20 protein-coding genes are annotated in these 21226 nt (G+C 66.4%); 10 read left to right on the forward strand and 10 right to left on the reverse strand.

The window, feature by feature from the left end:
* Nucleotides 1-32 precede the first annotated feature (32 nt).
* Both xdhB and xdhA read right to left on the reverse strand, forming a co-directional pair.
* Nucleotides 33-2411, reverse strand: coding sequence for a xanthine dehydrogenase molybdopterin binding subunit (gene xdhB / locus ACOABP_RS13495; RefSeq protein ID WP_474225564.1), 2379 nt, complete (start codon nucleotides 2409-2411; stop codon nucleotides 33-35).
* Between the two features lie 11 nt (nucleotides 2412-2422).
* Complete coding sequence (xdhA, locus tag ACOABP_RS13500; protein WP_474225565.1) at nucleotides 2423-3937, reverse strand: xanthine dehydrogenase small subunit; 1515 nt, start codon at nucleotides 3935-3937, stop codon at nucleotides 2423-2425.
* 277 nt (nucleotides 3938-4214) lie between these two features.
* On the opposite strand from xdhA, the gene ACOABP_RS13505 reads away from it, so the two are divergent.
* From ACOABP_RS13505 to ACOABP_RS13540, 8 genes are all read left to right on the forward strand, one after another.
* Nucleotides 4215-5165 carry a LysR substrate-binding domain-containing protein gene (locus ACOABP_RS13505; RefSeq protein ID WP_066739004.1) on the forward strand — a complete coding sequence of 317 codons (951 nt, stop codon included), beginning with the start codon at nucleotides 4215-4217 and terminating at the stop codon, nucleotides 5163-5165.
* A gap of 179 nt (nucleotides 5166-5344) precedes the next feature.
* Nucleotides 5345-6442, forward strand: a complete 1098-nt coding sequence (locus ACOABP_RS13510) for a substrate-binding domain-containing protein (RefSeq protein ID WP_474225566.1) — start codon at nucleotides 5345-5347, stop codon at nucleotides 6440-6442.
* Nucleotides 6443-6501: 59 nt separating this feature from the next.
* On the forward strand, nucleotides 6502-7125 hold the full coding sequence (locus tag ACOABP_RS13515; protein ID WP_474225568.1) for a DUF4126 domain-containing protein: 624 nt from the start codon (nucleotides 6502-6504) through the stop codon (nucleotides 7123-7125).
* A 27-nt stretch (nucleotides 7126-7152) separates the two neighbouring features.
* Nucleotides 7153-9708 (forward strand): ABC transporter permease, encoded by a 2556-nt coding sequence (locus ACOABP_RS13520; protein WP_474225569.1) that lies wholly within the window; start codon nucleotides 7153-7155, stop codon nucleotides 9706-9708.
* A 6-nt stretch (nucleotides 9709-9714) separates the two neighbouring features.
* Nucleotides 9715-10134 (forward strand): group II truncated hemoglobin, encoded by a 420-nt coding sequence (locus ACOABP_RS13525; protein ID WP_066739038.1) that lies wholly within the window; start codon nucleotides 9715-9717, stop codon nucleotides 10132-10134.
* Nucleotides 10121-10723: a DUF924 family protein gene (locus tag ACOABP_RS13530; RefSeq protein ID WP_474225570.1), complete on the forward strand. Its 603-nt coding sequence runs from the start codon at nucleotides 10121-10123 to the stop codon at nucleotides 10721-10723. Before ACOABP_RS13525 ends, ACOABP_RS13530 begins: the two co-directional genes overlap by 14 nt.
* Nucleotides 10724-10902: 179 nt before the next feature.
* Nucleotides 10903-11613, forward strand: coding sequence for a TetR/AcrR family transcriptional regulator (locus tag ACOABP_RS13535; protein WP_029050993.1), 711 nt, complete (start codon nucleotides 10903-10905; stop codon nucleotides 11611-11613).
* Nucleotides 11610-12194: an LOG family protein gene (locus ACOABP_RS13540; RefSeq protein WP_474225571.1), complete on the forward strand. Its 585-nt coding sequence runs from the start codon at nucleotides 11610-11612 to the stop codon at nucleotides 12192-12194. The genes ACOABP_RS13535 and ACOABP_RS13540 overlap by 4 nt, the downstream gene beginning before the upstream one ends.
* A gap of 93 nt (nucleotides 12195-12287) precedes the next feature.
* Here the strand turns inward: ACOABP_RS13540 and ACOABP_RS13545 are convergent, their stop codons facing one another.
* From ACOABP_RS13545 to ACOABP_RS13580, 8 genes are all read right to left on the reverse strand, one after another.
* On the reverse strand, nucleotides 12288-12785 hold the full coding sequence (locus tag ACOABP_RS13545) for a diacylglycerol kinase (RefSeq protein ID WP_474225573.1): 498 nt from the start codon (nucleotides 12783-12785) through the stop codon (nucleotides 12288-12290).
* Nucleotides 12712-13830 (reverse strand): glycosyltransferase family 4 protein, encoded by a 1119-nt coding sequence (locus ACOABP_RS13550; protein ID WP_474225574.1) that lies wholly within the window; start codon nucleotides 13828-13830, stop codon nucleotides 12712-12714. Before ACOABP_RS13550 ends, ACOABP_RS13545 begins: the two co-directional genes overlap by 74 nt.
* Nucleotides 13831-13956: 126 nt before the next feature.
* Nucleotides 13957-14952: a UDP-2,3-diacylglucosamine diphosphatase gene (locus tag ACOABP_RS13555; RefSeq protein WP_474225575.1), complete on the reverse strand. Its 996-nt coding sequence runs from the start codon at nucleotides 14950-14952 to the stop codon at nucleotides 13957-13959.
* A 108-nt stretch (nucleotides 14953-15060) separates the two neighbouring features.
* Nucleotides 15061-16062: an alpha/beta fold hydrolase gene (locus ACOABP_RS13560; RefSeq protein ID WP_474225577.1), complete on the reverse strand. Its 1002-nt coding sequence runs from the start codon at nucleotides 16060-16062 to the stop codon at nucleotides 15061-15063.
* Complete coding sequence (locus tag ACOABP_RS13565) at nucleotides 16059-16598, reverse strand: RDD family protein (protein ID WP_474225578.1); 540 nt, start codon at nucleotides 16596-16598, stop codon at nucleotides 16059-16061. Before ACOABP_RS13565 ends, ACOABP_RS13560 begins: the two co-directional genes overlap by 4 nt.
* Nucleotides 16599-16771: 173 nt before the next feature.
* Entirely contained in the window at nucleotides 16772-17569 is a 798-nt protein-coding gene (locus ACOABP_RS13570) for a DUF3106 domain-containing protein (protein WP_474225579.1), read from the reverse strand.
* A 1-nt stretch (nucleotide 17570) separates the two neighbouring features.
* A complete protein-coding gene (locus tag ACOABP_RS13575; RefSeq protein WP_474225580.1) occupies nucleotides 17571-18014 on the reverse strand; it encodes a DUF3619 family protein in 444 nt (147 codons plus the stop codon).
* Nucleotides 18011-18577, reverse strand: a complete 567-nt coding sequence (locus ACOABP_RS13580; RefSeq protein ID WP_029050865.1) for an RNA polymerase sigma factor — start codon at nucleotides 18575-18577, stop codon at nucleotides 18011-18013. The genes ACOABP_RS13575 and ACOABP_RS13580 overlap by 4 nt, the downstream gene beginning before the upstream one ends.
* Nucleotides 18578-18963: 386 nt before the next feature.
* Here ACOABP_RS13580 and ACOABP_RS13585 point away from each other — a divergent pair, with 386 nt between their 5' ends.
* Nucleotides 18964-20727, forward strand: coding sequence for an acetolactate synthase 3 catalytic subunit (locus ACOABP_RS13585; RefSeq protein WP_474225582.1), 1764 nt, complete (start codon nucleotides 18964-18966; stop codon nucleotides 20725-20727).
* Nucleotides 20727-21218 carry an acetolactate synthase small subunit gene (gene ilvN, locus ACOABP_RS13590; RefSeq protein ID WP_008643328.1) on the forward strand — a complete coding sequence of 164 codons (492 nt, stop codon included), beginning with the start codon at nucleotides 20727-20729 and terminating at the stop codon, nucleotides 21216-21218. Before ACOABP_RS13585 ends, ilvN begins: the two co-directional genes overlap by 1 nt.
* Nucleotides 21219-21226: the final 8 nt, after the last annotated feature.

A 21226-nucleotide genomic window follows, 5' to 3' on the forward strand; every position in this document is an offset into this window, starting at 1 on the left:
TCTCTCTGGCTGACTGTCTGGCCTGGCTGGCGTCAGGCGGGTACGGCTTCGGTCCCGGCGGCCTGCGTAGCCATCACGGCCTGCACGGCTTCCACGGCATCGAGGATCGCTTCGCTGGTGGCGGGCGCGCGCAGCGGCGGGTTGACCTGGTAGTCACCCACGGCCGCGATGGCATCGCGGATGGCGAAGAACACCGAGAACGGCAGCAGCAGCGGCGGCTCGCCCACGGCCTTCGACCGGTGGATGCTGTCCTCGACGTTGCTGTTCTGGAACAGCCGCACGTGGAAGTCTTCCGGGCAGTCGTTGATCGTCGGGATCTTGTACGTCGACGGGGCGTGCGTCATCAGCTTGCCGTTCTGGTTCCACCACAGTTCCTCGGTGGTCAGCCAGCCCATGCCCTGGATGAACGCGCCTTCCACCTGGCCGATGTCGATGGCCGGGTTCAGCGACTTGCCGGCATCGTGCAGCGCATCGGCGCGCAGCAGCTTCCATTCGCCGGTCAGCGTATCGACGATCACCTCGGAGCACGCGGCCCCGTAGGCGTAGTAGTAGAACGGGCGGCCATGCAGCGCCTTCTGGTCCCAGTACAGCTTGGGCGTGGTGTAGAAGCCGTCCGACCAGAGCTGCACGCGCGCCACGTAGGCTTCGCGGGCCAGGTCGCCAAACGACAGGCGCAGTTCGCCGGCGATCACCAGGTCGTCGTTGAAGCGCACGGCATCGGGCTCCACGCCGGCCTTGCGGGCGGCAAAGACTGCCAGGCGTTCGCGGATCTGGCGCGCGGCGTCCTGCGCGGCCTTGCCGTTCAGGTCGGCGCCGGTCGATGCCGCCGTGGCCGACGTGTTGGCAACCTTGCTGGTATCGGTGGCGGTCACGCGCACGCGCTCCATGCGGATGCCAAGCTCGTGCGCCACCACCATGGCCACCTTGGTGTTCAGGCCCTGGCCCATTTCTGTGCCGCCGTGGTTCACCAGCACCGAGCCGTCGTTGTAGACGTGCACCAGCGCGCCGGCCTGGTTGTAGTGCGCCACGTTGAACGAGATGCCGAACTTGACCGGCGTAATGGCGATGCCCTTCTTCAGGACCGGGCTCTTCGCGTTGAATTCGCGCGTGGCGGCGCGGCGGGCCCGGTATTCGGACGTCGCCACCAGTTCGTCGATCAGCTCGTGGATGACGTTGTCTTCCACGGTCTGGCCGTACGGCGTGACGTTGCGCTCGCCCTTGCCGTAGAAGTTGGCACGGCGCACTTCCAGCGAGTCCTTGCCCACGTTGCGCGCCACGTTGTCGAGGATGTACTCGATGGCAAACGCGCCCTGCGGGCCGCCGAAGCCGCGGAAGGCGGTATTGCTCTGCGTGTTGGTCTTGCCGCAGTAGCCGTCGATCTGCACGTTCGGCAGCCAGTAGGCGTTGTCGAAGTGGCAGATGGCACGGGTCATCACCGGGCCCGACAGGTCGGCCGAGAAGCCGGCGCGCGACACCATCTCCACGCGCACGCCCTCGATGCGGCCGGCGTCGTCGTGGCCCACGTCGAAGTCGAACGTGAAGTCGTGGCGCTTGCCGGTGATCATCATGTCGTCGTCGCGATCCGGACGCAGCTTGACCGGGCACAGCAGCTTCCAGGCCGCCAGCGATGCGCAGCACGCGAACATGGCCGATTGCGATTCCTTGCCGCCGAAGCCGCCGCCCATGCGCCGGCATTCCACCAGCACCTGGTGCGCGTGCCAGCCCAGCATGTGGGCCACGGCGTGCTGCATCTCGGTCGGGTGCTGCGTCGAGCACCAGACGTGCATGCCGTCGTTCTCGCGCGGCGCGGCGTAGGCGATCTGGCCTTCCAGGTAGAACTGTTCCTGGCCGCCGAGATGGATCTTCGCGCTGTCGCGATGCCTGGCGCTATCCAGGTGCCTGACCGGTTCGCCGCGCGTCAGGTGCATCGGCGGCAGCACGTAGCTGCCGGCCGCGTGCGCGGCCTCCGGTGTCAGCACCGGGGGCAGATCCTCGTAGTCGATGTCGGCCAGGCGGGCGGCGCGGCGCGCGGCGTCATGCGACGACGCCACCACGACAAAGATCGGCTGGCCGATGAACTGCACCACGTCCTTTGCCAGGATCGGGTCGTCATGGATGATCGGGCCGCAGTCGTTGACGCCGGGAATGTCGTCCACGGTCAGCACGGCCACCACGCCGGGCGCCTTGCGCACGCGGTCCAGGTTGACCGTCTTCAGCCGTGCGTGGGCCTTGGTGCTCATGCCCAGCGCGGCATGCAGCGTGCCGGCAAGCTCGGGAATGTCGTCGGTATAGGTGGCGGTGCCGGCCACATGCAGATGGGCCGATTCGTGCGGGCGCGAGATGCCGACCACCGGGGTGGATTCGGCGGCCACGCTGGCGTCGAGCAGGAAGGGTTCGGTTTGCTTGTTCATGCGGGCTCTCCTCAGGCGCTCGCGGTTTCAGCGGCGCCCATGGGGTTTCCGGCCCCGATTGCGCGGACATTGACCATGGCGGCGGGCAGCGCGCCATCGCGCGTTTCCAGCCAGAAGCGATAGAGCAGGTTGGCGGCGCCACGGCTGCGATAGTCGGCGGTGGCACGCATATCGCTCAGCGGCGTGTAGTCCTGGCCCAGCGCGGCCATGCCGGCGCGGGCGGTGGTTTCGTTCCAGGGCTGTCCGGCCAGCGCAGCCTCGGCCAGCGCGGCGCGCTTCGGCGTGGCCGCCATGCCACCGAACGCGATGCGCGCGGCGGTGACGATGCCGTTCTCCACAGTGATGCCGAACGCGGCGCACACGGCGGAGATGTCCTCGTCAAAGCGCTTGGACAGCTTGTAGGTGCGGAAATGCTGCGGACCCTTGACCGGCACGAGCAGCCCGGCCACGAATTCGCCCTCGACCATGGCCGTCTTCTGGTAGGCCAGGTACAGGTCTTCCAGCGGCATCGTGCGGCGCACGCTGCCATGCTGCAGCACCACCTCGGTGCCCAGCGCAATCAGGGCGGGCATCGAATCACCGATCGGCGAGCCGTTGGCGACGTTGCCGCCCAGCGTGCCGGCATTGCGGATCGGCAGCGACGCGAAGCGCTTCCACAGTTCCTCAAGCTCCGGATGGGCAACGTTCAGCGCGGCGTAGGCCTTCTCCAGCGTCACGGCGGCGCCGATCTCGACAAAGCCATCGCGCTCGGCAATCGTGTTCAGGTCTTCCACCTGGCCCACGTAGAGCAGGTTGCCCAGCTCGCGGAACTGCTTCGTGACCCACAGGCCCACGTCGGTGCTGCCGGCCAGGATGCGGATATTGGGCTCGGCGGCCTTGATCGCGCCGAATTCGGCAGCGGTGCGGGGGGCGTAGAAGTGCTGGCCCTTCACGTTGTAGTGGAACGTCTCGCCACGCTTCAGGTTGCGCAGGGTGTCGGCGATCTGCTTCGGGTTCAGGCGGCTGGCCGTCGGGGCGGGCAGGGCCATCATGCGCTGGCCGGCGTCGACGATCGGGCGGTAGCCGGTGCAGCGGCACAGGTTGCCGGTCAGCGCGTCGCAGATTTCCTGGCGCGCCGGCGGTTCGCCGCCGGGCGTGTGCTGCTGGTACAGCGCCCACAGCGACATCACGAAGCCGGGCGTGCAGAAGCCGCACTGCGAGCCGTGGCACTCGACCATCGCCTCCTGCACCGGGTGCAGGGCGCCGTCGGCCTGGCGCAGGTCCTCGACGGTGATCAGGGCCTTGCCGTCCAGGGTGGGCAGGAACTGGATGCAGGCGTTGACGGCCTTGAATTCGACGTTGCCGTCGGCCTTCAGGTCGCCGATCACGACGGTGCAGGCACCGCAGTCGCCTTCGGCGCAGCCTTCCTTGGTGCCGGTGCAGCGCACGTCTTCACGCAGGTACTGCAGCACGGTACGGGTTACGGGGGCGTCGGATACTTCCTGGACCTGGCCGCGGTGGAAAAAGCGGATGGTTTGCGTCTCCATGGTCTTCTCTCTTTCGGGGATGGCGGAAACATAGCACCGGGTCTTTTCCTGCAATATTTGGCCCATGTGATATGCCCCATCAAGGCGCGTGCCGGCGGGCGCCGCATCCCCGCAATCGCTGCCCCGGGGCGGCCTGGCGCCGATCTACGGGTCTACCCGTAGTGCATCCGGACGAGGGGCCGGATTTGACCGCATCCGGGGTGGCTGTCTTACACTATGCGCCGTTCCCTTCCCCCACGCCACCCGCGCCTGCCAAAAGAGCACGGTGGCATCTGCCATGCACGGACGCGACCATCTCGATACTTATTTGCTGCGGGTACTGCACACCCTGCTCACCGAGCAGAGCGTGACCCGCACCGCCGTCCGCCTGGGCCAGTCGCAGCCGGCCATCAGCAACACGCTCAAACGGCTGCGCGAAATCACCGGTGACGCCATCCTGGTGCGCGGCAAGAGCGGCATGGTGCCAACCGAGCGCGGCCGCGAGCTGCTGCTGCTGGCCGAACAGAGCCTGGCGGCGATGGATCGCATTGCCCGTCCGCCGCAGCAGTTCGATCCCGCCACCACGACGCGTACGTTCCATCTGGGCGCGCCCGATTACCTGGACGCGTTCTTCCTGCCCAATATCGTCGAGCGCGTGCGCCGGCTGGCGCCCGGCGCCAAGCTGTTCGTGCATCCGATGACGCAGTCGACGGATTTCCTCGATGCGCTGGAGCAGGGCCATCTGGACATCGTGGTGGGCAACTGGCTGTCGCCGCCCGAGCACCTGCACATCTCGCCGCTGTTCGACGACGAGGTGGTCTGCATGCTGGGCGCCCAGCACCCGCTGGCCCGCCACGGGCTGACGCTGCGCCACTACCTGGAAATGCCGCACCTGGCGCCCGCGCCGTATGCTTCGATGCAGCGCAGCATGATCGACCAGGCGCTGGCAGAGCAGGGCTACAAGCGCAATATCCAGGTCACGCTGCCGTATTTTGGCCTGGTGCCCTATGTGCTGATGAAGACCGACATGGTGTTCACCACCGGTCGCCAGTTTGCCGCCCACTACGCGCAGTACCTGCCGATCCGCATGGTGCCCTCGCCGGTGCAGTTCCCGCGCATGCGCTTCTACCAGCTCTGGCACGAGCGCTGCCACGCAGCCCCGGACGTGATGTGGCTGCGCCGCATGATTGCCGAGGTGGCCTCCGACCTGCCCCAGCTTCCCCGCCTGGAATCCGCACCCGCCAGCTAAGCCCGGCCGATGTGCCTTGTGCTGTACTTGCATAGGGGAGGTGCGTCTGTACTTATGCTGAAAGTATCATAATTGCCATCGCGACGATTGCCGTGGAGAATGGCCGGAATCGTCGTGGAAACCGGGGCAAACGCTTGTCATCGAGCCACATAGTCGCGTAGTTATGCAAGGCAGAACATATGACATTTCGTTTCGACCTGTTTCCGGTGATCGCCGCTGACGACAATCCGCGCGCCAACGGCAAGGTGTTCCAACTGCTCAAGGCAGTGCGAGAAACGGGGTCGCTGCACCGCGCGGCCCAGGAAATCGGGTTGTCCTATCGCCATGCCTGGGGCGTGATGCGCACCTGGGAAGACATGCTGGGCCGGCCCATGCTCGACATGGAGCGCGGCCGGGGGGCATCGCTGACGCGCTTTGGCGAACGCCTGCTGCGGGCCGAACTGCGCCTGCGCGAAACCATCGATCCGGCCATGCAGCGGGCCATGGCGGAATTCCTGAGCGAACTCGACGATGCGGCGGCGCCGCAAACGGTGCTGCATTTTTCCGGCAGCCACGATCCCGCCGTTGAAACCCTGTCGGCGGCGCTGCGCGAAAAGCCCATGCCGCTGCAGCTGGATACCGTGTTCTGTGGCAGCGTCGAGGCGCTGGTCTGCCTGCAGGAGCGGCAGTCCGAACTGGCCGGCTTCTATGTGTCGCCGATCCAGACCGCCGGCTCGGTGGCGCATGTGACACTGCGCAAGTGGCTGCGTCCGGCCACCGTGCGGCTGGTGCGCCTGGCCTGGCGCGAGCAGGGGCTGATCATGGCGCCCGACCTGGCCCGCGAACTCCGCGACTTGCGCGACCTGCCGCGCACCGGCGCGCGCTTCGTGAACCGCCAGCGCAGTTCGGGCACGCGCATGCTGTTCGACCAGTTGCTTGCCACGCATGGCCTGTATCCCGACCAGATCAACGGCTACGAGGAAACCGAGTTCAGCAACGAAAAGGTGGCCGAAGCCGTACACGCCGGGCGCGCCCAGGTGGGCTTTGGTCTGCGCATGAACGCCGAGGCACGCGGGCTGACGTTCGTGCCGCTCACGCACGAGGCCTACTACCTGGCGATCCGCAAGAACGACCAGACCGCGCCGTGGATGCAGGGGCTGCTGTCGCTGCTGTCCGACCCCGGATTTGCGCGACGGCTGGAGCAGCTGCCCGGCTACCGGGCGGCCGAGCCCACGGGCATCCTGACACCCCAGGAGGCGCTGCCCTGGTACGGCCCGGACGGCAAGGAAGGCCCCTGACCGCCACTGGCGTTACACTCACCGGAAGTTGAACGCGCGCTCGGTCGCGAGGAGCTTCCATGCTGGAAACCGCTGCGCTGGCTGCGGGCATGTCCTGGGCCAGTGGCCTGCGCCTGTACCTGGCCGTGCTGACGGCGGGCGTGCTGGCCCGGCTGGGCTGGCTCGACCTGCCGTCGGGCCTGCAGGTGCTGTCGTCCTGGTGGGTGATCGGGGTGGCCGCGGCCATGACCGTGGCGGAGTTCGTGGCCGACAAGGTGCCCGGCTTCGATACCGTCTGGGACGGCATCCAGACCTTTATCCGCATTCCGGCCGGGGCGATCCTGGCGGCTGCCGCGTTCGGCCACATGGACCCGCAGTGGACCGTGGCGGCCGGCCTGATTGGCGGGACGCTGGCCGGCACCGCCCATGCCGCCAAGGCCAGCACGCGGGCGCTGATCAATGTGTCGCCCGAACCTTTTTCGAACTGGGTGGCCTCATTCACCGAGGATATCGGCACGGTCGGCGGGCTGCTGCTGGCGTTCTTCCTGCCGGTCGTATTCCTGATCCTGCTGGTGCTGTTCCTGGTGCTGGCCGCGTGGCTGGTGCCCAAGCTGTGGCGCGGCGCGCGGCGCCTGCATGCCAGCCTGCGCGACAAGGCGCAAGCATCCACGCCGCCGGCAAAGCAGCCGCCGCATCGTCCCTGAGTCCTTCTTTCCAACTGTCAGCCGAACATGTCGACTGCCTCAGATTCCGTTGTTCCCCAAGCAAGGTTTTCCGCCTGGCGCCAGGCCCTGCGCATGGCGCGCCGCGACTGGCTGGCCGGCGAGTTGACGCTGCTGCTGTTCGCCCTGGTGCTGGCCGTGGCCGCGCTGACCAGCGTGGGCTTCCTGGCAGACCGCATGCGCCTGGGGCTGGAGCGCGACGCGCGGCAGATGATTGCCGCCGACGTGCTGCTGATCTCCGACCAGCCGTTCGACACCGCGTTCAGTGACCGTGCCAGGCGCGACGGCCTGCAGGTGGCCCAGACCGTTACCTTTCCGAGCATGGCGACGGCACGTGCCAACGGCGCGCCGGCGCAGGGCGAGGCACCCAGCCAGCTTGGCGCGCTGAAGGCCGTGACCGATGGCTATCCGCTGCGCGGCCGGCTCAAGGTCACGCAGACACCCGGCGGGCCGGAATCGAACGCCGAAGGCATTCCGGCGCCCGGTACCGTGTGGGTGGACGAGGCACTGCTGATCGCCCTGAACCTGCGGGTCGGTGACGGGCTGCAGCTTGGCAGCAAGACGTTCCGCATCGACCGCATCATCACGCAGGAACTGGACCGTGGCGCCGGCTTCATGAACTTCGCGCCGCGCGTGCTGCTGCCGATGTCGGACCTCGAAGCCACGAAGCTGATCGGATGGGGTAGCCGCGTGACCTATCGCCTGCTGGTGGCGGGCCCCGATGCTGCCGGCGAGGCCTATCGCAAATGGGCCATTGCCGAGATCGAGCAGCGTCATCTGCGCAATACGCGCGTGGAATCGCTGGAGTCGGGGCAGCCCCAGATGCGCGCGACGCTGGATCGCGCCGAGCGGTTCCTGTCGCTGGTGGCGGTGCTGTCGTCGATGATCGCGGCGGTTGCCATTGCGATGTCCGCGCGCCGCTACATGCAGCGCCATACCGATGCCTGCGCCGTGTACAAGTGCATGGGCCTGTCGCGCGGCCAGATCCTGGCGGCGTTCGGCATCGAGTTCCTGTTGCTGGGCCTGGGCGGCGCCATCGTGGGCGTGGCGCTGGGCTACGCGGCGCACTACGGCCTGCTGATGTCGCTGGGTGGCCTGCTGCAGGTCTCCCTGCCGCATCCTTCGTGGGTGCCGGCCCTGGTTGGCGTGGCAGCCGGGCTGGTGCTGCTGACCGGGTTTGCGCTGCCGCCACTGCTGGCGCTGACACGCATCGCGCCGCTGCGCGTGTTGCGGCGCGACGTGGGTGTGCCGCCGATTTCCGCCTGGGTGGCCTATGCGCTGGGCCTGGGCGCGTTCGTGGCGTTGCTGATGGTGGCAGCGCGAGACCTCAAGCTGGGCCTGACCACGGCAGGCGGCTTCGCCGGTGCCGGGGTGGTGTTCGCGCTGCTGGCGCTGGGCCTGCTGATGGCGCTGTCGCGCACCATGCGCGGCCGTGCCCGCGGCAGCGTGGGCTGGCGCTTTGCGCTGGCGGTGCTGGAGCGGCGCCGCGGCGTGACCGTGCTGCAGACCGTGGCGCTGGCGGTGGGACTGATGGCGTTGCTGCTGCTGGGCATGACGCGGAATGACCTGATCGATTCCTGGCGCAATGCCACGCCGGCCGACGCGCCGAACCGCTTCATCATCAATATCCAGCCCGATCAGCGCGAGCCGCTGCGCGCCATGCTGGCGAAGAGCGGGGTCGACGACCTGCTGTTTCCGATGGTGCGCGGGCGCCTGATCCAGATCGGCGACCGGCCGGTGCAGGCCAGCAGCTTCCCGGACGGCCGTGCGCGCAATCTGGTGGAGCGCGAGTTCAACCTGTCGTACATGGACAAGATGCCCGACGGCAACGAAGTGGTGGCTGGCCGTTGGGAAGGCGGGGCATCGGTGGAGGAGGGCATCGCCAGGACGCTGCATATCCGGCTGGGCGATACGCTGCGTTTCGATGTGGCGGGCCAGATCGTCGAGGCGCCGGTGACGTCGCTGCGCAAGCTCGAATGGGGCTCGATGCGCGTCAACTTCTTCGTGATCCTGCCGGTTGCCAAGATGCAGGGCCTGCCCGAGACGTTTATCACGTCGTTCTACCTGCCACCGGCCAAGGCGGCGCTGGGCAACCGGCTGACCGCCGCATTCCCGAACATCACGGTGGTCAACACCGACCTGATCCTGCGCCAGATCCAGAACGTGCTGGACCAGGTGATCGCAGCTGTGGAATTCCTGTTCGTCTTCACGTTGCTGGCCGGTGTGACAGTGCTCTATGCCGCACTGTCCGGGGCGCGCGACGAGCGCAAGCGCGATGCCGGCCTGCTCAAGGCGCTTGGCGCGCCGGCGTCGCTGGTGCGGCAGACCCAGTACGCTGAATTCCTTGTGGTGGGTGGTCTGGCGGGCTTTCTGGCAAGCCTGGGCGCGATTGCCGTAGGCTGGGGACTGTCGCAGTTCGTGTTCGACTTCCCGTATCGCTTCAATGCATGGATTGTGCCGGTCGGCGTGGTTTCTGGCATGCTGTGCGCTTTTGCCGGCGGCTGGCTCGGCTTGCGCGAGGTGCTGCGGCAGCCGGCGCTTGCCACGCTGCGCGATGTGAATTGATTGGCCATGATTACCGAACCTGCAGAACCCGAAGACAATCGCGAAGAAATCACCGCCTATGAACTGATTGGCGGCGAAGGACGCGTACGCGAACTGGTCGACCGCTTCTATGACCTGATGGACCTGGAAACAGAGTTTGCCGGGCTGCGCGCGCTGCATCCGCCGTCGCTGGACGGCTCGCGCGACAAGCTGTTCTGGTTCCTGTGCGGCTGGCTGGGTGGCCCGAACTACTTTATCGAGCGCTTTGGTCACCCGCGCCTGCGGGCGCGCCACCTGCCGTTCGAAATCGGCACCAGCGAGCGTGACCAGTGGATGCGCTGCATGGCGCTGGCGATGCAGGATGTGGGGCTGCCGGAGTCTCTGCAGATGCGTCTGATGCAGGCGCTGTTCCAGACCGCGGACTGGATGCGCAATGTCCAGCGCTAGGCCGCTGCCCGCCGACGCGCAGGCTGTGCTGGCGTTCTGGTTCGGCCTGCCCGGATCGTCCGAGTGGGATGTGTCGCGGCGCGAATGGTTTGCCAAGGCGGACGATTTCGATGCCAGGATCCGCGAGCAATTCCTGCCGGTCTGGCAGGCTGCGCATGACGGCACCAACGACGACTGGTCCGTGACGCCCGAGGGCGCCTGCGCGCGCATCGTGCTGCTGGACCAGTTCCCCCGCAACATGTTCCGTGGCGAGGCGCGCAGCTTTGCCACCGATGCGCGGGCGCTGGCCGTGGCGCGGCGCATGCTGGCCGAAGGCTGGGACAGGCAGTTGCCGACGCCCTGGCATCGTGTGTTCTGCTATCTGCCGTTCGAGCATGCCGAGTCGATGGCCGACCAGGATATCTCCGTGCGCGAAACCGCCGCGCTGCGCCAGGACACGGCGGGCCGGGTCGATGTGCTGGAGTGGGCCATCAAGCACCAGGAGATCATCGCGCGTTTCGGCCGGTTCCCGCACCGCAACGCGGTGCTGGGCCGCGAGAGCAGCGCGGAAGAACTGGCCTTCCTGAAGCAGCCCGGATCGCGCTTCTAGGCGCGCCGTCGCGCAAGGCGGGCAGGCCGGACGATTGGCTGGCCTCCAGGGGGCACTCCGTGGGGTTTGCCATCCGGTCGTCCGCCCGCCAGCCTGTGCCTTGAACGTCGCGTGGCGGGGTGCGGCGTCCGGTGTGCTTATAATCCCAATCCTGCCGATTCACAGTCTTTCCGATACCCATGGAAGCCAAACCGCAAGCCGGTCCGCGCCGTACCCGAGACCGCATCCTCGATGTGTCGCTGCGCCTGTTCAATGAACTCGGCGAGCCCAACGTCACCACCACGACGATTGCGGAAGCCATGGAAATCAGCCCTGGCAACCTGTACTACCACTTCCGCAACAAGGACGACATCATCAACTCGATCTTCGTGCGCTTCGAGCAGGAGATGGAGCGCCGCCTGAAGATGCCGGAAGACCACAAGGCCACGCTGGGCGAGAGCTGGGGCTACCTGCAGTACATGTCCGAGTTCCTGTGGAACTACCGCTTCCTGTATCGCGACATCAACGACCTGCTGGCGCGCAACCGGATGCTGGAGACCAACTTCAAGCGCATCGTCGACCAGAAGAAGCGCTTTGCGCTGGAAATCTGCCGCCAGTTCCAGGAGGACGGCGACATGGAGGCCACGCCCGAGCAGGTCGATGCGGTGTGCACCAATATTGTTGTAATTGCCACGTACTGGCTGTCGTTCCAGTTCGTGCAGCATCCGCGCCAGTACAACGATCCCGAGCAGATCCGCGGTTACCTGCATGGGTCGAGCTATCACATCTTCTCGATCCTGGCGCCGTACCTGCGCGGCAAGGCGCGCGAGGCATTCGACCAGCTGGCGCGCGAATACGCCGCTGAAAAGGCGGCTGCCGAGGCGGCCAAGGCCGAAAAGGACAAAAAGTGAAATCGGTTTGCGTGTATTGCGGTTCCAGTCCCGGCTTCCGGCCGGAATATGCCGAAGCGGCGAAGGCACTGGGCCAGACCATGGCCGAACAGGGCCTGGCGCTGGTCTACGGCGGCGGCAAGGTCGGGCTGATGGGCATCGTGGCAGATAGCGTGCTGTCGCACGGCGGCACGGCCATCGGCGTGATCCCCGACGCGCTGATGCAGAAGGAAGTGGGTCATCGCGGCCTGACCGAACTGCACGTGGTGCGCAACATGCACGAGCGCAAGCAGATGATGGCCGACCGGTCGGACGCGTTCATCGCCATGCCCGGCGGCGTGGGCACGTTCGAGGAACTGTTCGAGACGTTCACGTGGGCGCAGCTTGGCTACCATGACAAACCGGTGGGCCTGCTCAACGTGGCCGGTTTCTACGACGGCATGCTGGCGTTCCTGAAGCACGCCGTGGGCGAAGGGTTCCTGAAACAGGTACACGCCGACATGCTGCACGTATCGGCATCGCCGCAGGATCTGCTGGGCCAGCTGGCCGCCGCACCGCGCGTGCGCGTGGACAAGTGGCAGGAAGGGCGCGAGAAGACGTAAGCGTGCAAGGGAGTGCCCGCCGCAAAGAGAAAACGCCGCCAGCGATGGCGGCGTTCTGCTTTCTGGCGAAACAGCTAGTTCACGGGCCGGCGCCTAGCTCAACAGCATCCCGATCCAGCGCACCACGTGCGGGCCGCCAATCGCGATCCATGTTCCGCCGCACAGGATCAGCGCCAGCATCACCGCCGCGCTGCCGAAATCCTTGGCGCGCTTGGACAGGCTGTGGCGCTCCAGCGAGATCCGGTCGATGGCCGCTTCCACGCTCGAATTGAGCAGTTCCACGATCAGCACCAGCAACAGCGTGCCCAGCAGCATCACGCGTTCGACCACGGACACCGGCAGGATGAACGCGCAGGGCGTCAGGATGACCACCAGCGTCAGTTCCTGGCGAAACGCGCTTTCCTCCAGCACCGCGTAGCGCAGCCCCGACAGCGAATTGATTGCCGCGTGCCAGGCGCGCGTCAGGCCGCGGTTGCCCTTGTGCGGATTGTTGGCGATCGAGTATTCGGTCTCCACTTCAGCCGCCACCCGGGTGGCGGTCGGCCGGTGCAGCGACGGATCGGGCGGTAGCGTGGGTTGGGGCTTGGCCATGATCGGGTGCGACGGAAGATTCCGGATGGTCGGATCCGCCCGCCGTGCTAGGCAGCGGACGCAGATGCGCAAGGAACTGCTCGGATGCCGCGCGCCACGAGAATTTCTCGGCATGGGCGCGTGCGGTTGCGCGGTCGATGCGCAACGCCTCCAGGCAGGCCTCCCGCAAGTCTTCGTGCATCACGCCGGCCGGGCTGTCCCCGAGCACATCGATCGGACCCGTCACCGGGTACGCCGCCACGGGCAGCCCACTGGCCAGTGCTTCCAGCAGGACCAGCCCGAAGGTATCGGTCTTGCTGGGAAACACGAAGACGTCTGCCGAAGCATACACCTTCGCGAGTTCGGGCTGCTTGAGCACCCCGAGGTAATTGGCCGTGGGGTAGCGCGCCTTCAGGGCCGCCAGCGCCGGGCCATCGCCCACCACCCACTTCGAGCCCGGCAGGTCGAGCTGCAGGAAGGCTTCGACGTTCTTTTCCACAGCCACGCGGCCCACGTAGAGGAAGATCGGATGGGCGGTGTTTAAAACGTTTGCTCGCTGGGCGGTGAAGACGTCCAGGTCCACGCCGCGCGTCCAGAGCACGCCGTGCGTGATGCCATAGTCGTGCAGATCCTTCAGCACCACCGGGGTGGGCGCCATGACGGCACGTGCGGGGCCGTGGAACCAGCGCAGGAAGCGATAGGTCCATGCCAGCGGCATGCCGAAGCGCGCCTGCACATACTCCGGAAACCGCGTGTGATAGGCCGTGGTGAACGGCAGCTTGTACTTGATCGCATAGGCGCGGGCAGCCAGGCCCAGCGGGCCTTCGGTGGCGATATGCAGGGCGTCCGGGCGAAACGTGTCGATACGGCGGCGGACCTTGGTGGACGGCAGGATCGACAGGCGGATCTCGGGGTAGGTCGGACACGGCACCGTGCGGAATTCCAGCGGGGTGAGCAGATCCACCGTGTGACCCATGGCTTCGAGTTCGCGGCGGGTCGACTTCAGCGTGCGAACCACGCCGTTGACCTGCGGTTCCCATGCGTCGGTGACAATCATGACTCTCATTGAGGCTCCTTGGGGCGGCAGCGCCGTGGTGTTGTTGGGTGGCGGGTCCGCGCCGGGCAGGCCGGCGCGGGGCGCAGCAGATTGGCGGTGGCTTGCGTGCGCGGCCGGGCCGTGACCGGACCCTTGTCAGGCCGCGATTTCGTCAGTGCGGCGGCGCCGGCGGGTGGCCGGCACCGGCGGATCGATCAGCGTGGTCCAGTAGACGATCTTCAACTCGCCTTCCATGGTTTCCACCAGCGCCGAAAGACTCTCAACCCAGTCGCCGTCGTTGCAGTAGAGCTGGCCGTCCACCTCGCGGATCTCGGCCTTGTGGATGTGGCCGCAGACCACGCCATCGCAGCCGCGGCGGCGCGCCTCGTCCACCATCGCGTGTTCGAACGAGTTGATGTAGCTCACCGCGTTCTTGACCTGGTGCTTCAGGTATTGCGACAGCGACCAGTAGTCGAATCCCAGCCGGGCACGCACGCGGTTGAAGTGGCGGTTCAGCGCCAGGATCATCGTGTATAGCGAATCGCCCAGGTAGGCCAGCCATTTGGCATGCTGGACGACACCGTCGAACAGGTCGCCATGTACGACCCACAGCCGCTTGCCGGTGGCCGTCACGTGCACGGCGTCCTCGCGCACGCTGACGTCGCCGAAGGCCAGGCCGTCGAACTGGCGCGCGCCTTCGTCATGATTGCCGGGGATGTAGATCACCTCGGTGCCCTTGCGCGCCTTGCGCAGCAGCTTCTGCACCACGTCGTTGTGGCTCTGCGGCCAGTACCAGCCACGACGCAGTTGCCAGCCGTCGATGATGTCGCCAACCAGGTAGAGCACGTCCGAATCGTTGTGCTTGAGGAAGTCGAGCAGGTAGGTGGCCTGGCAGCCCGGCGTGCCCAGGTGGATGTCGGACAGCCAGATGGCGCGGTAGCGGTGCGCGGAAGGCTCCGCGGCGGCTACGGGGCGGGTGCCGGAATCGGTGGGGTCGTGCAGGGGTGTGGCGCGGGCAGGGGACAGATCGGCTTGCGGCGGCATGAACGCCGCGAAGGCGGCAGGCATCGAGAGCGCCGTGTCAGGCTTGCCGCGCAGGCGCTGCGCAACCCTCGACAAACTCACGCGTGCAGATCGGATGGCTTGAACCATGGTGGCCCCGGTATCGGCGATGGCTGCATTGAGCCAGCGCCGCATGACGAAGCCGTGACGGAAACATGAATGTCACATGAAGGTTGTTGGCGAGTGCGCGCCGGATGGCTAGTGCGGGGCCCCGATGGCCGTGGCGGATGGCTGCCGCTGGAGCATGGCCAGTGCGGCGAGCGTGGCTTGCACCGCGCGCGGGTCGCGCAGCAGCGACACATGGCCGATGCCGTCGAGCGCGATGTGCTGCGCACCGTCGAGCCACGACGTGCCTGGCGGGCCGGCGATCGAGTCGTGCCAGCTGAAGACCGAAACGATACGCGCGCGCATCGTCGGCGTTTCGGCGGCGGCCAGTGCCGTCAGCCATGCGCTTTGCCATCGCATCTGCCGGGCGTTGCGTCCGCTGCCGAAACGCGCAAGTGCGCAGCCTTGATGCGGGCTGCCCAGCGTAACGATGCCCGCGCAGGCGGGGCCGCCACCTGACTGCTCCGCCAGCACCTGTGCGGCGCGAGCGGCCAGCCCACCCATGCTGTGACACACCACCAGCGGGGCCTGATCCGTGCGTGCCTGGATCTCGCGCATGCGCGCCAGCAGTTGCGGGGCGTAGTCGTCGATGTCGCCAAGGACCGGCGTCAGGTCGATGGCCTCGCTGCGATAGCCGGCGGCGGTCAGCGCGGGCGCCATATCGAGCCAGACCGCGTGGTTGCAGCCGTAACCGTGTACCAGCAGTACGGGAGGGGTGTCGGGCAGGGGGCGTGGCGGCTGGGCCAGGGCCAGTCGCGAGCGGAACGGCTGAAGCCAGTTGAACATGCGGAACACTGCACGGCATTCGGCCAGGAAGCAGCGCAATGCTGCGCTGGTGCCGAGGCGGTGGCGTGCCGGCGCCTGGTCCGGTAATGGTGGCCGGCTCCTGCGAGGGATGCCGAGGCCGCCGAGCGTGGCGCCGAATGCCATGGCGACGCTGGCGCCAAAGGCCAGCAGTACGGCGGCCAGGCCTGCGGCCAGCGCCGGCGCCCATGTCCAACCGTGCTCCAGCGCCAGCCAGGCCGCCAATCCGCACGCCGCCGTCGCCTGTACCAGCACGGCGACGCGACGCAGGGCGGCGGCCGTCAGGCTCATGACTGCGGCGGGCGCAGGTCGGTCAGGCGGGTGCCGGCCAGGCGGTCATGCAGGAACTGCCGGCGCGGATCGAGCCAGGCCAGCGACATCCAGATCACCAGCCCGGCGGTCAGCACGCCGATGAACGGCCACAGCGTGAGGCCCATCGCGTGGCCCACGGCTGCCGCGGGCGGCAGCCACAGCCAGGCCAGCACATAGCGCAGCAGTGCCTTGGGCCAGCCCGGCGGCTGGCCGGCGGCCGTTTCCAGGCGGATGCGCCAGGTCTGCATCGCCAGCGTCTGGCCGTTGCGCTGCCAGAACCACGAGAAATAGACGCCGAGCACGATGAACATCCATGCCTGGTCGACGTACATGTGGTTCAGGCCAAGCTGCTGCAGCGCCGGGCGGGCCAGCACCGAGACGGCGCTGGCAAGCATCAGCACGCCGAATAGCAATACGCCTTCGTAGAGCATGCAAAGTAGGCGACGGCGCAGCGTGGGCGTGCGTGGCGGCGTGAGTGGAGTCTGGGTAGAGGCGGCTGGCGTGGCGGCAGGCATGGCGCGTGGCAGATCGGGGAAGCGGCCATTATGCCAAACGGCACGCTGGTGGCCATTGCCGAAATACCGGAGGTGCCGCGTAACGGGGGGCTGGTAGCGCAGAGGGGATTGCTGGCAGCGCCGGGCGGACAATCTGGCGGTGCTGCCGTGGGCAGGGTTGCCCGCGGGAGCTACTACGGACGCGTTTCGGTCTGGTTGAAGTCAGTGGCCGCTTCGCCCGTTACCGGGGGCGACAGCGTCGGCGCCTGGGTAGGCGAGGCCGGCATCGCGGCAACCGGCGGCGCAGACGCCGGTGCGGTAGCCACCGGCGCGGTAGCCGCCGAAGCACCCGCCAGGGCTGGCGCCGCAGGCGACGAAGCCGGCGTGGCTTCCGGGGCACTGGCTGGCCGGCCCTGATGATGGAGTTGCCGGCTCGTATCGGCTGGCGGGCGCTTGCCCGACGGCAATGCGCTGACGGCGCCCGGACGGCGCGGCACTTTTTCGGCGGCAGCCAGCTTTTTCTTCTGTTCCTCAGGCAGCTGCTGATAGCGATCCCACGCTTCCGCCTTCTTCTCCGGCGGCAACTGGCGCGTGATCTGATAGTTCTCGCGTGCCAGGCGGCGCTGCTGCGGCGTCATCCTGACCCACTCGGTCATGCGCTCCTGCAGGCGCTGCTGCTCCTCGGGCTTGAGCGTGGGGTACAGGTCGGCAATGCGCTGCCACTTGCGGCGGTTCAGTTCCGGAATCGTGTCCCAGAGCGGCTGCAGTGGCGCCAGAATCTGACGATGCGATGCGGACAGTTCCTGCCAGGTAGGGTGGGCGTTGATCACCGGCCGCGCGGCCGGCTGACTGGCCGGCTGGGCTTGCGGCCCCTGCGCGTGGGCTTCATCCATCACGAAATCGATGGAAAGTGCAGCCAGGGTGGCGCCGGCAGCGCAAAGAGCGGCGAGCCGGCGACGGAATGCGTCGGTACGGGAAATTGCGCGGGCCATCTTATTGGTCGCGGTCCCGCTTCAGGAACACGTGGAAGCCCTGGTCGGCGTAGGCCGTCGGGGGCAGGTCGTCGAGCAGCATTGCGGCATCGACGTCGGCAAGCTCCTCGACGCGCTTCTGCTGTTGCCAGTGGTAGATGCCCATCAGGCCGGCACCCAGTGCGACCAGCGTCCACACCAGCGCCAGCTTGCGCAGCCATGCACCGGCGCGGTGCAGCGGGGTGTCGTCCTCGTCGTCGAAGGCGTAGCCGTGTGGTGCGCCGGGCAGCACGAGCTGCGGCACGTGAGCGCGCACTTCCGCCTTCTTGGCGGCCAGCGCCATGCGCCGCGCGGCAGCCAGCCGTTCGGAAATGTCCCGCGGCAGCGCCTCCGCGGAGGCATCGAGTGCCACGCGGATCTCATGGGCGAAGCGCCGTTCCTGGATATCTCGTTCGTTTCTGCTCATAGTCGGACTCCCCGCGCACGCAACGCTTGCGCCAGCGTATGCGTGGCGCGGGAACAGTGCGTCTTGACGCTGCCTTCCGAACAGCCCATCACGGCTGCGGTTTCGGCTACGTCCATATCCTCCCAGTAACGCATCAGGAAAGCCTCGCGTTGACGCGTGGGCAATCGTTGAATTTCCTGCTCGATGATATGCATGACCTGGGCCCGCTCGACCTTGTCGGCGCTGCTTTCGGCCATTTCTGTGCCGCTTTCGGCTTCCAGCGTGTCCAGCAGGTCGCTGTCGTCGCCTTCGCGGTCGTCGCGCAGGTTCGAGAACAGGGTCACCCACGTATTCCGCACCTTCTGGCGGCGGAACCAGTCGTGGATGGTGTTCTGCAAGATGCGCTGGAACAGGGGCGGCAGTTCGTTGGCGCCCTTGTCGCCGTACTTTTCCGCCAGCTTGATCATGGCGTCCTGCACGATGTCCAGCGCAGCTTCATCGTCACGCACGGCGAACACGGCCTGTTTGAAGGCGCGACGTTCGACGCTGGCGAGAAAGTCTGAGAGTTCCTTGTCGGTGGCCATGCAGGCGAAAACAGCAGTTGGGCGGTCAGGCCAGGCCGAATGTGCTGGACTCGTCCTGTGGCACCCCGGAAATGTCTGCGATGCTAGCAAAAAACAGCTGCCTTCTGCCACTCCTGTATTCAAGTGCAGACATGCTGGCTTGGCAGCGCAACGTGCGATTGTCGCGCGTTTGCCCTGCGCCGGTGCGGTCGTGCAAAAAGTTCCGTCGATTCATTTACCGCGCTGGTGCATTGCAGTATCATCGACGGTTCACGACATCAGTGGTTGTCTCATCAGACCGCTTATAAGGCGGTCTCTTCATGCAGACGCGCACCGCTTGAACCCGAGCCACAAGCCCGGCAGAGAGCATCCAAACAATTTTTTGCCGAAAATTGCAAAGGACAGAAATGAACATGCCCAGCGCGGAATTCTCCCACGCAGACAGCAATTCATCCTCCGGTCGGGAAATGATCGGAGCGGAAATCCTCGTCAACGCACTTGCCGAAGAAGGCGTCGAATACGTCTGGGGCTACCCCGGCGGCGCAGTGCTCTATATCTACGACGAGCTCCACAAGCAAAAGAAATTCGAACACATCCTGGTCCGCCACGAGCAGGCCGCCGTGCATGCCGCTGACGGCTATGCCCGCGCGACCGGCAAGGTGGGCGTGGCACTGGTGACTTCGGGCCCCGGCGTGACCAACGCCGTGACCGGCATCGCCACCGCCTACCTGGATTCGATCCCGATGGTGGTGATTACCGGCAACGTGCCGACCCACGCCATTGGTCAGGATGCGTTCCAGGAATGCGACACCGTCGGCATCACGCGCCCGATCGTCAAGCACAACTTCCTTGTGAAGGATGTGCGCGACCTGGCCGCGACGATCAAGAAGGCGTTCTTCATTGCCGCCACCGGCCGACCGGGCCCCGTGGTGGTCGACATCCCGAAGGACGTGTCGCGCAACGCCTGCAAGTTCGAGTACCCGAAGGCCGTCGACATGCGGTCGTACAACCCGGTGAACAAGGGTCACTCGGGCCAGATCCGCAAGGCCGTGGCGCTGCTGCAGGGCGCCGAGCGTCCGTATATCTATTCGGGCGGCGGCGTGGTGCTGGCAAACGCCAGCGACGAACTGCGCGAGCTGGCCGCACTGACCGGGCACCCGGTGACCAATACGCTGATGGGCCTGGGCGCGTTCCCGGGCACGCACAAGCAGTTCGTCGGCATGCTTGGCATGCACGGCACGTATGAAGCCAACATGGCCATGCAGAACTGCGACGTGCTCATCGCCATCGGCGCCCGCTTTGACGACCGCGTGATCGGCAATCCTTCGCATTTCACCGCGCAGGCCCGCAAGATCATCCACATCGACATCGACCCGTCGTCGATCTCGAAGCGCGTCAAGGTGGACATCCCCATCGTCGGCAACGTCAAGGACGTGCTGCAGGAACTGATCGCCCAGATCAAGGCCAGCGACGTCAAGCCCAAGCGCGAGGCGCTGGCGAAGTGGTGGGACCAGATCGAGCAATGGCGTTCGGTGGACTGCCTCAAGTACGACCGCAATTCCGAGATCATCAAGCCGCAGTACGTGGTGGAGAAGATCTGGGAACTGACCAAGGGCGATGCGTTCATCTGCTCCGACGTCGGCCAGCACCAGATGTGGGCTGCGCAGTTCTACAAGTTCAACGAACCGCGCCGCTGGATCAACTCGGGTGGCCTGGGCACGATGGGCGTGGGCCTGCCGTACGCAATGGGCATCAAGAAGGCGTTCCCGGACAAGGAAGTCGTCACCATCACCGGTGAAGGCTCGATCCAGATGTGCATCCAGGAACTGTCGACCTGCCTGCAGTACGACACCCCGGTCAAGATCTGCTCGCTGAACAACGGCTATCTGGGCATGGTGCGCCAGTGGCAGGAAATCGAGTACGACAACCGCTACTCGCATTCCTACATGCAGGCGCTGCCAGACTTCGTGAAGCTGGCTGAATCGTATGGCCACGTGGGCATGCGCATCGAGAAGTCGTCCGATGTGGAACCGGCCCTGCGCGAGGCATTCCGTCTGAAGGACCGCACCGTGTTCCTGGATTTCCAGACCGACCCCACCGAAAACGTGTGGCCGATGGTCCAGGCCGGCAAGGGAATCTCCGAAATGCTGCTCGGCGCGGAGGACCTGTAATGCGACACATCATCTCGGTCCTGCTGGAAAACGAACCCGGCGCGCTGTCGCGCGTGGTGGGCCTGTTCTCGGCCCGTGGATACAACATCGAGACGCTGACGGTGGCTCCCACCGAAGATGCGTCGCTGTCGCGGATGACCATCGTCACCACCGGTTCGGACGACGTGATCGAACAGATCACGAAGCACCTGAATCGCCTGGTGGAGGTGGTCAAGGTGGTGGACCTGACCGAAGGCGCGCATATCGAGCGCGAGCTGATGCTGGTCAAGGTCCGTGCCGTGGGCAAGGAGCGCGAGGAAATGAAGCGCACCGCCGACATCTTCCGTGGCCGCATTATCGATGTGACCGAAAAGACGTACACCATCGAGCTGACCGGCAACGGCGGCAAGCTGGATGCGTTCCTCGATGCCATCGACCGCACCGCGATCCTGGAAACCGTCCGTACGGGCGGCTCCGGCATCGGCCGTGGCGAGCGCATCCTGAAGGTCTGACCGGCGCC

The sequence above is a fragment of the Cupriavidus sp. HE11 genome (genome assembly GCF_056097175.1).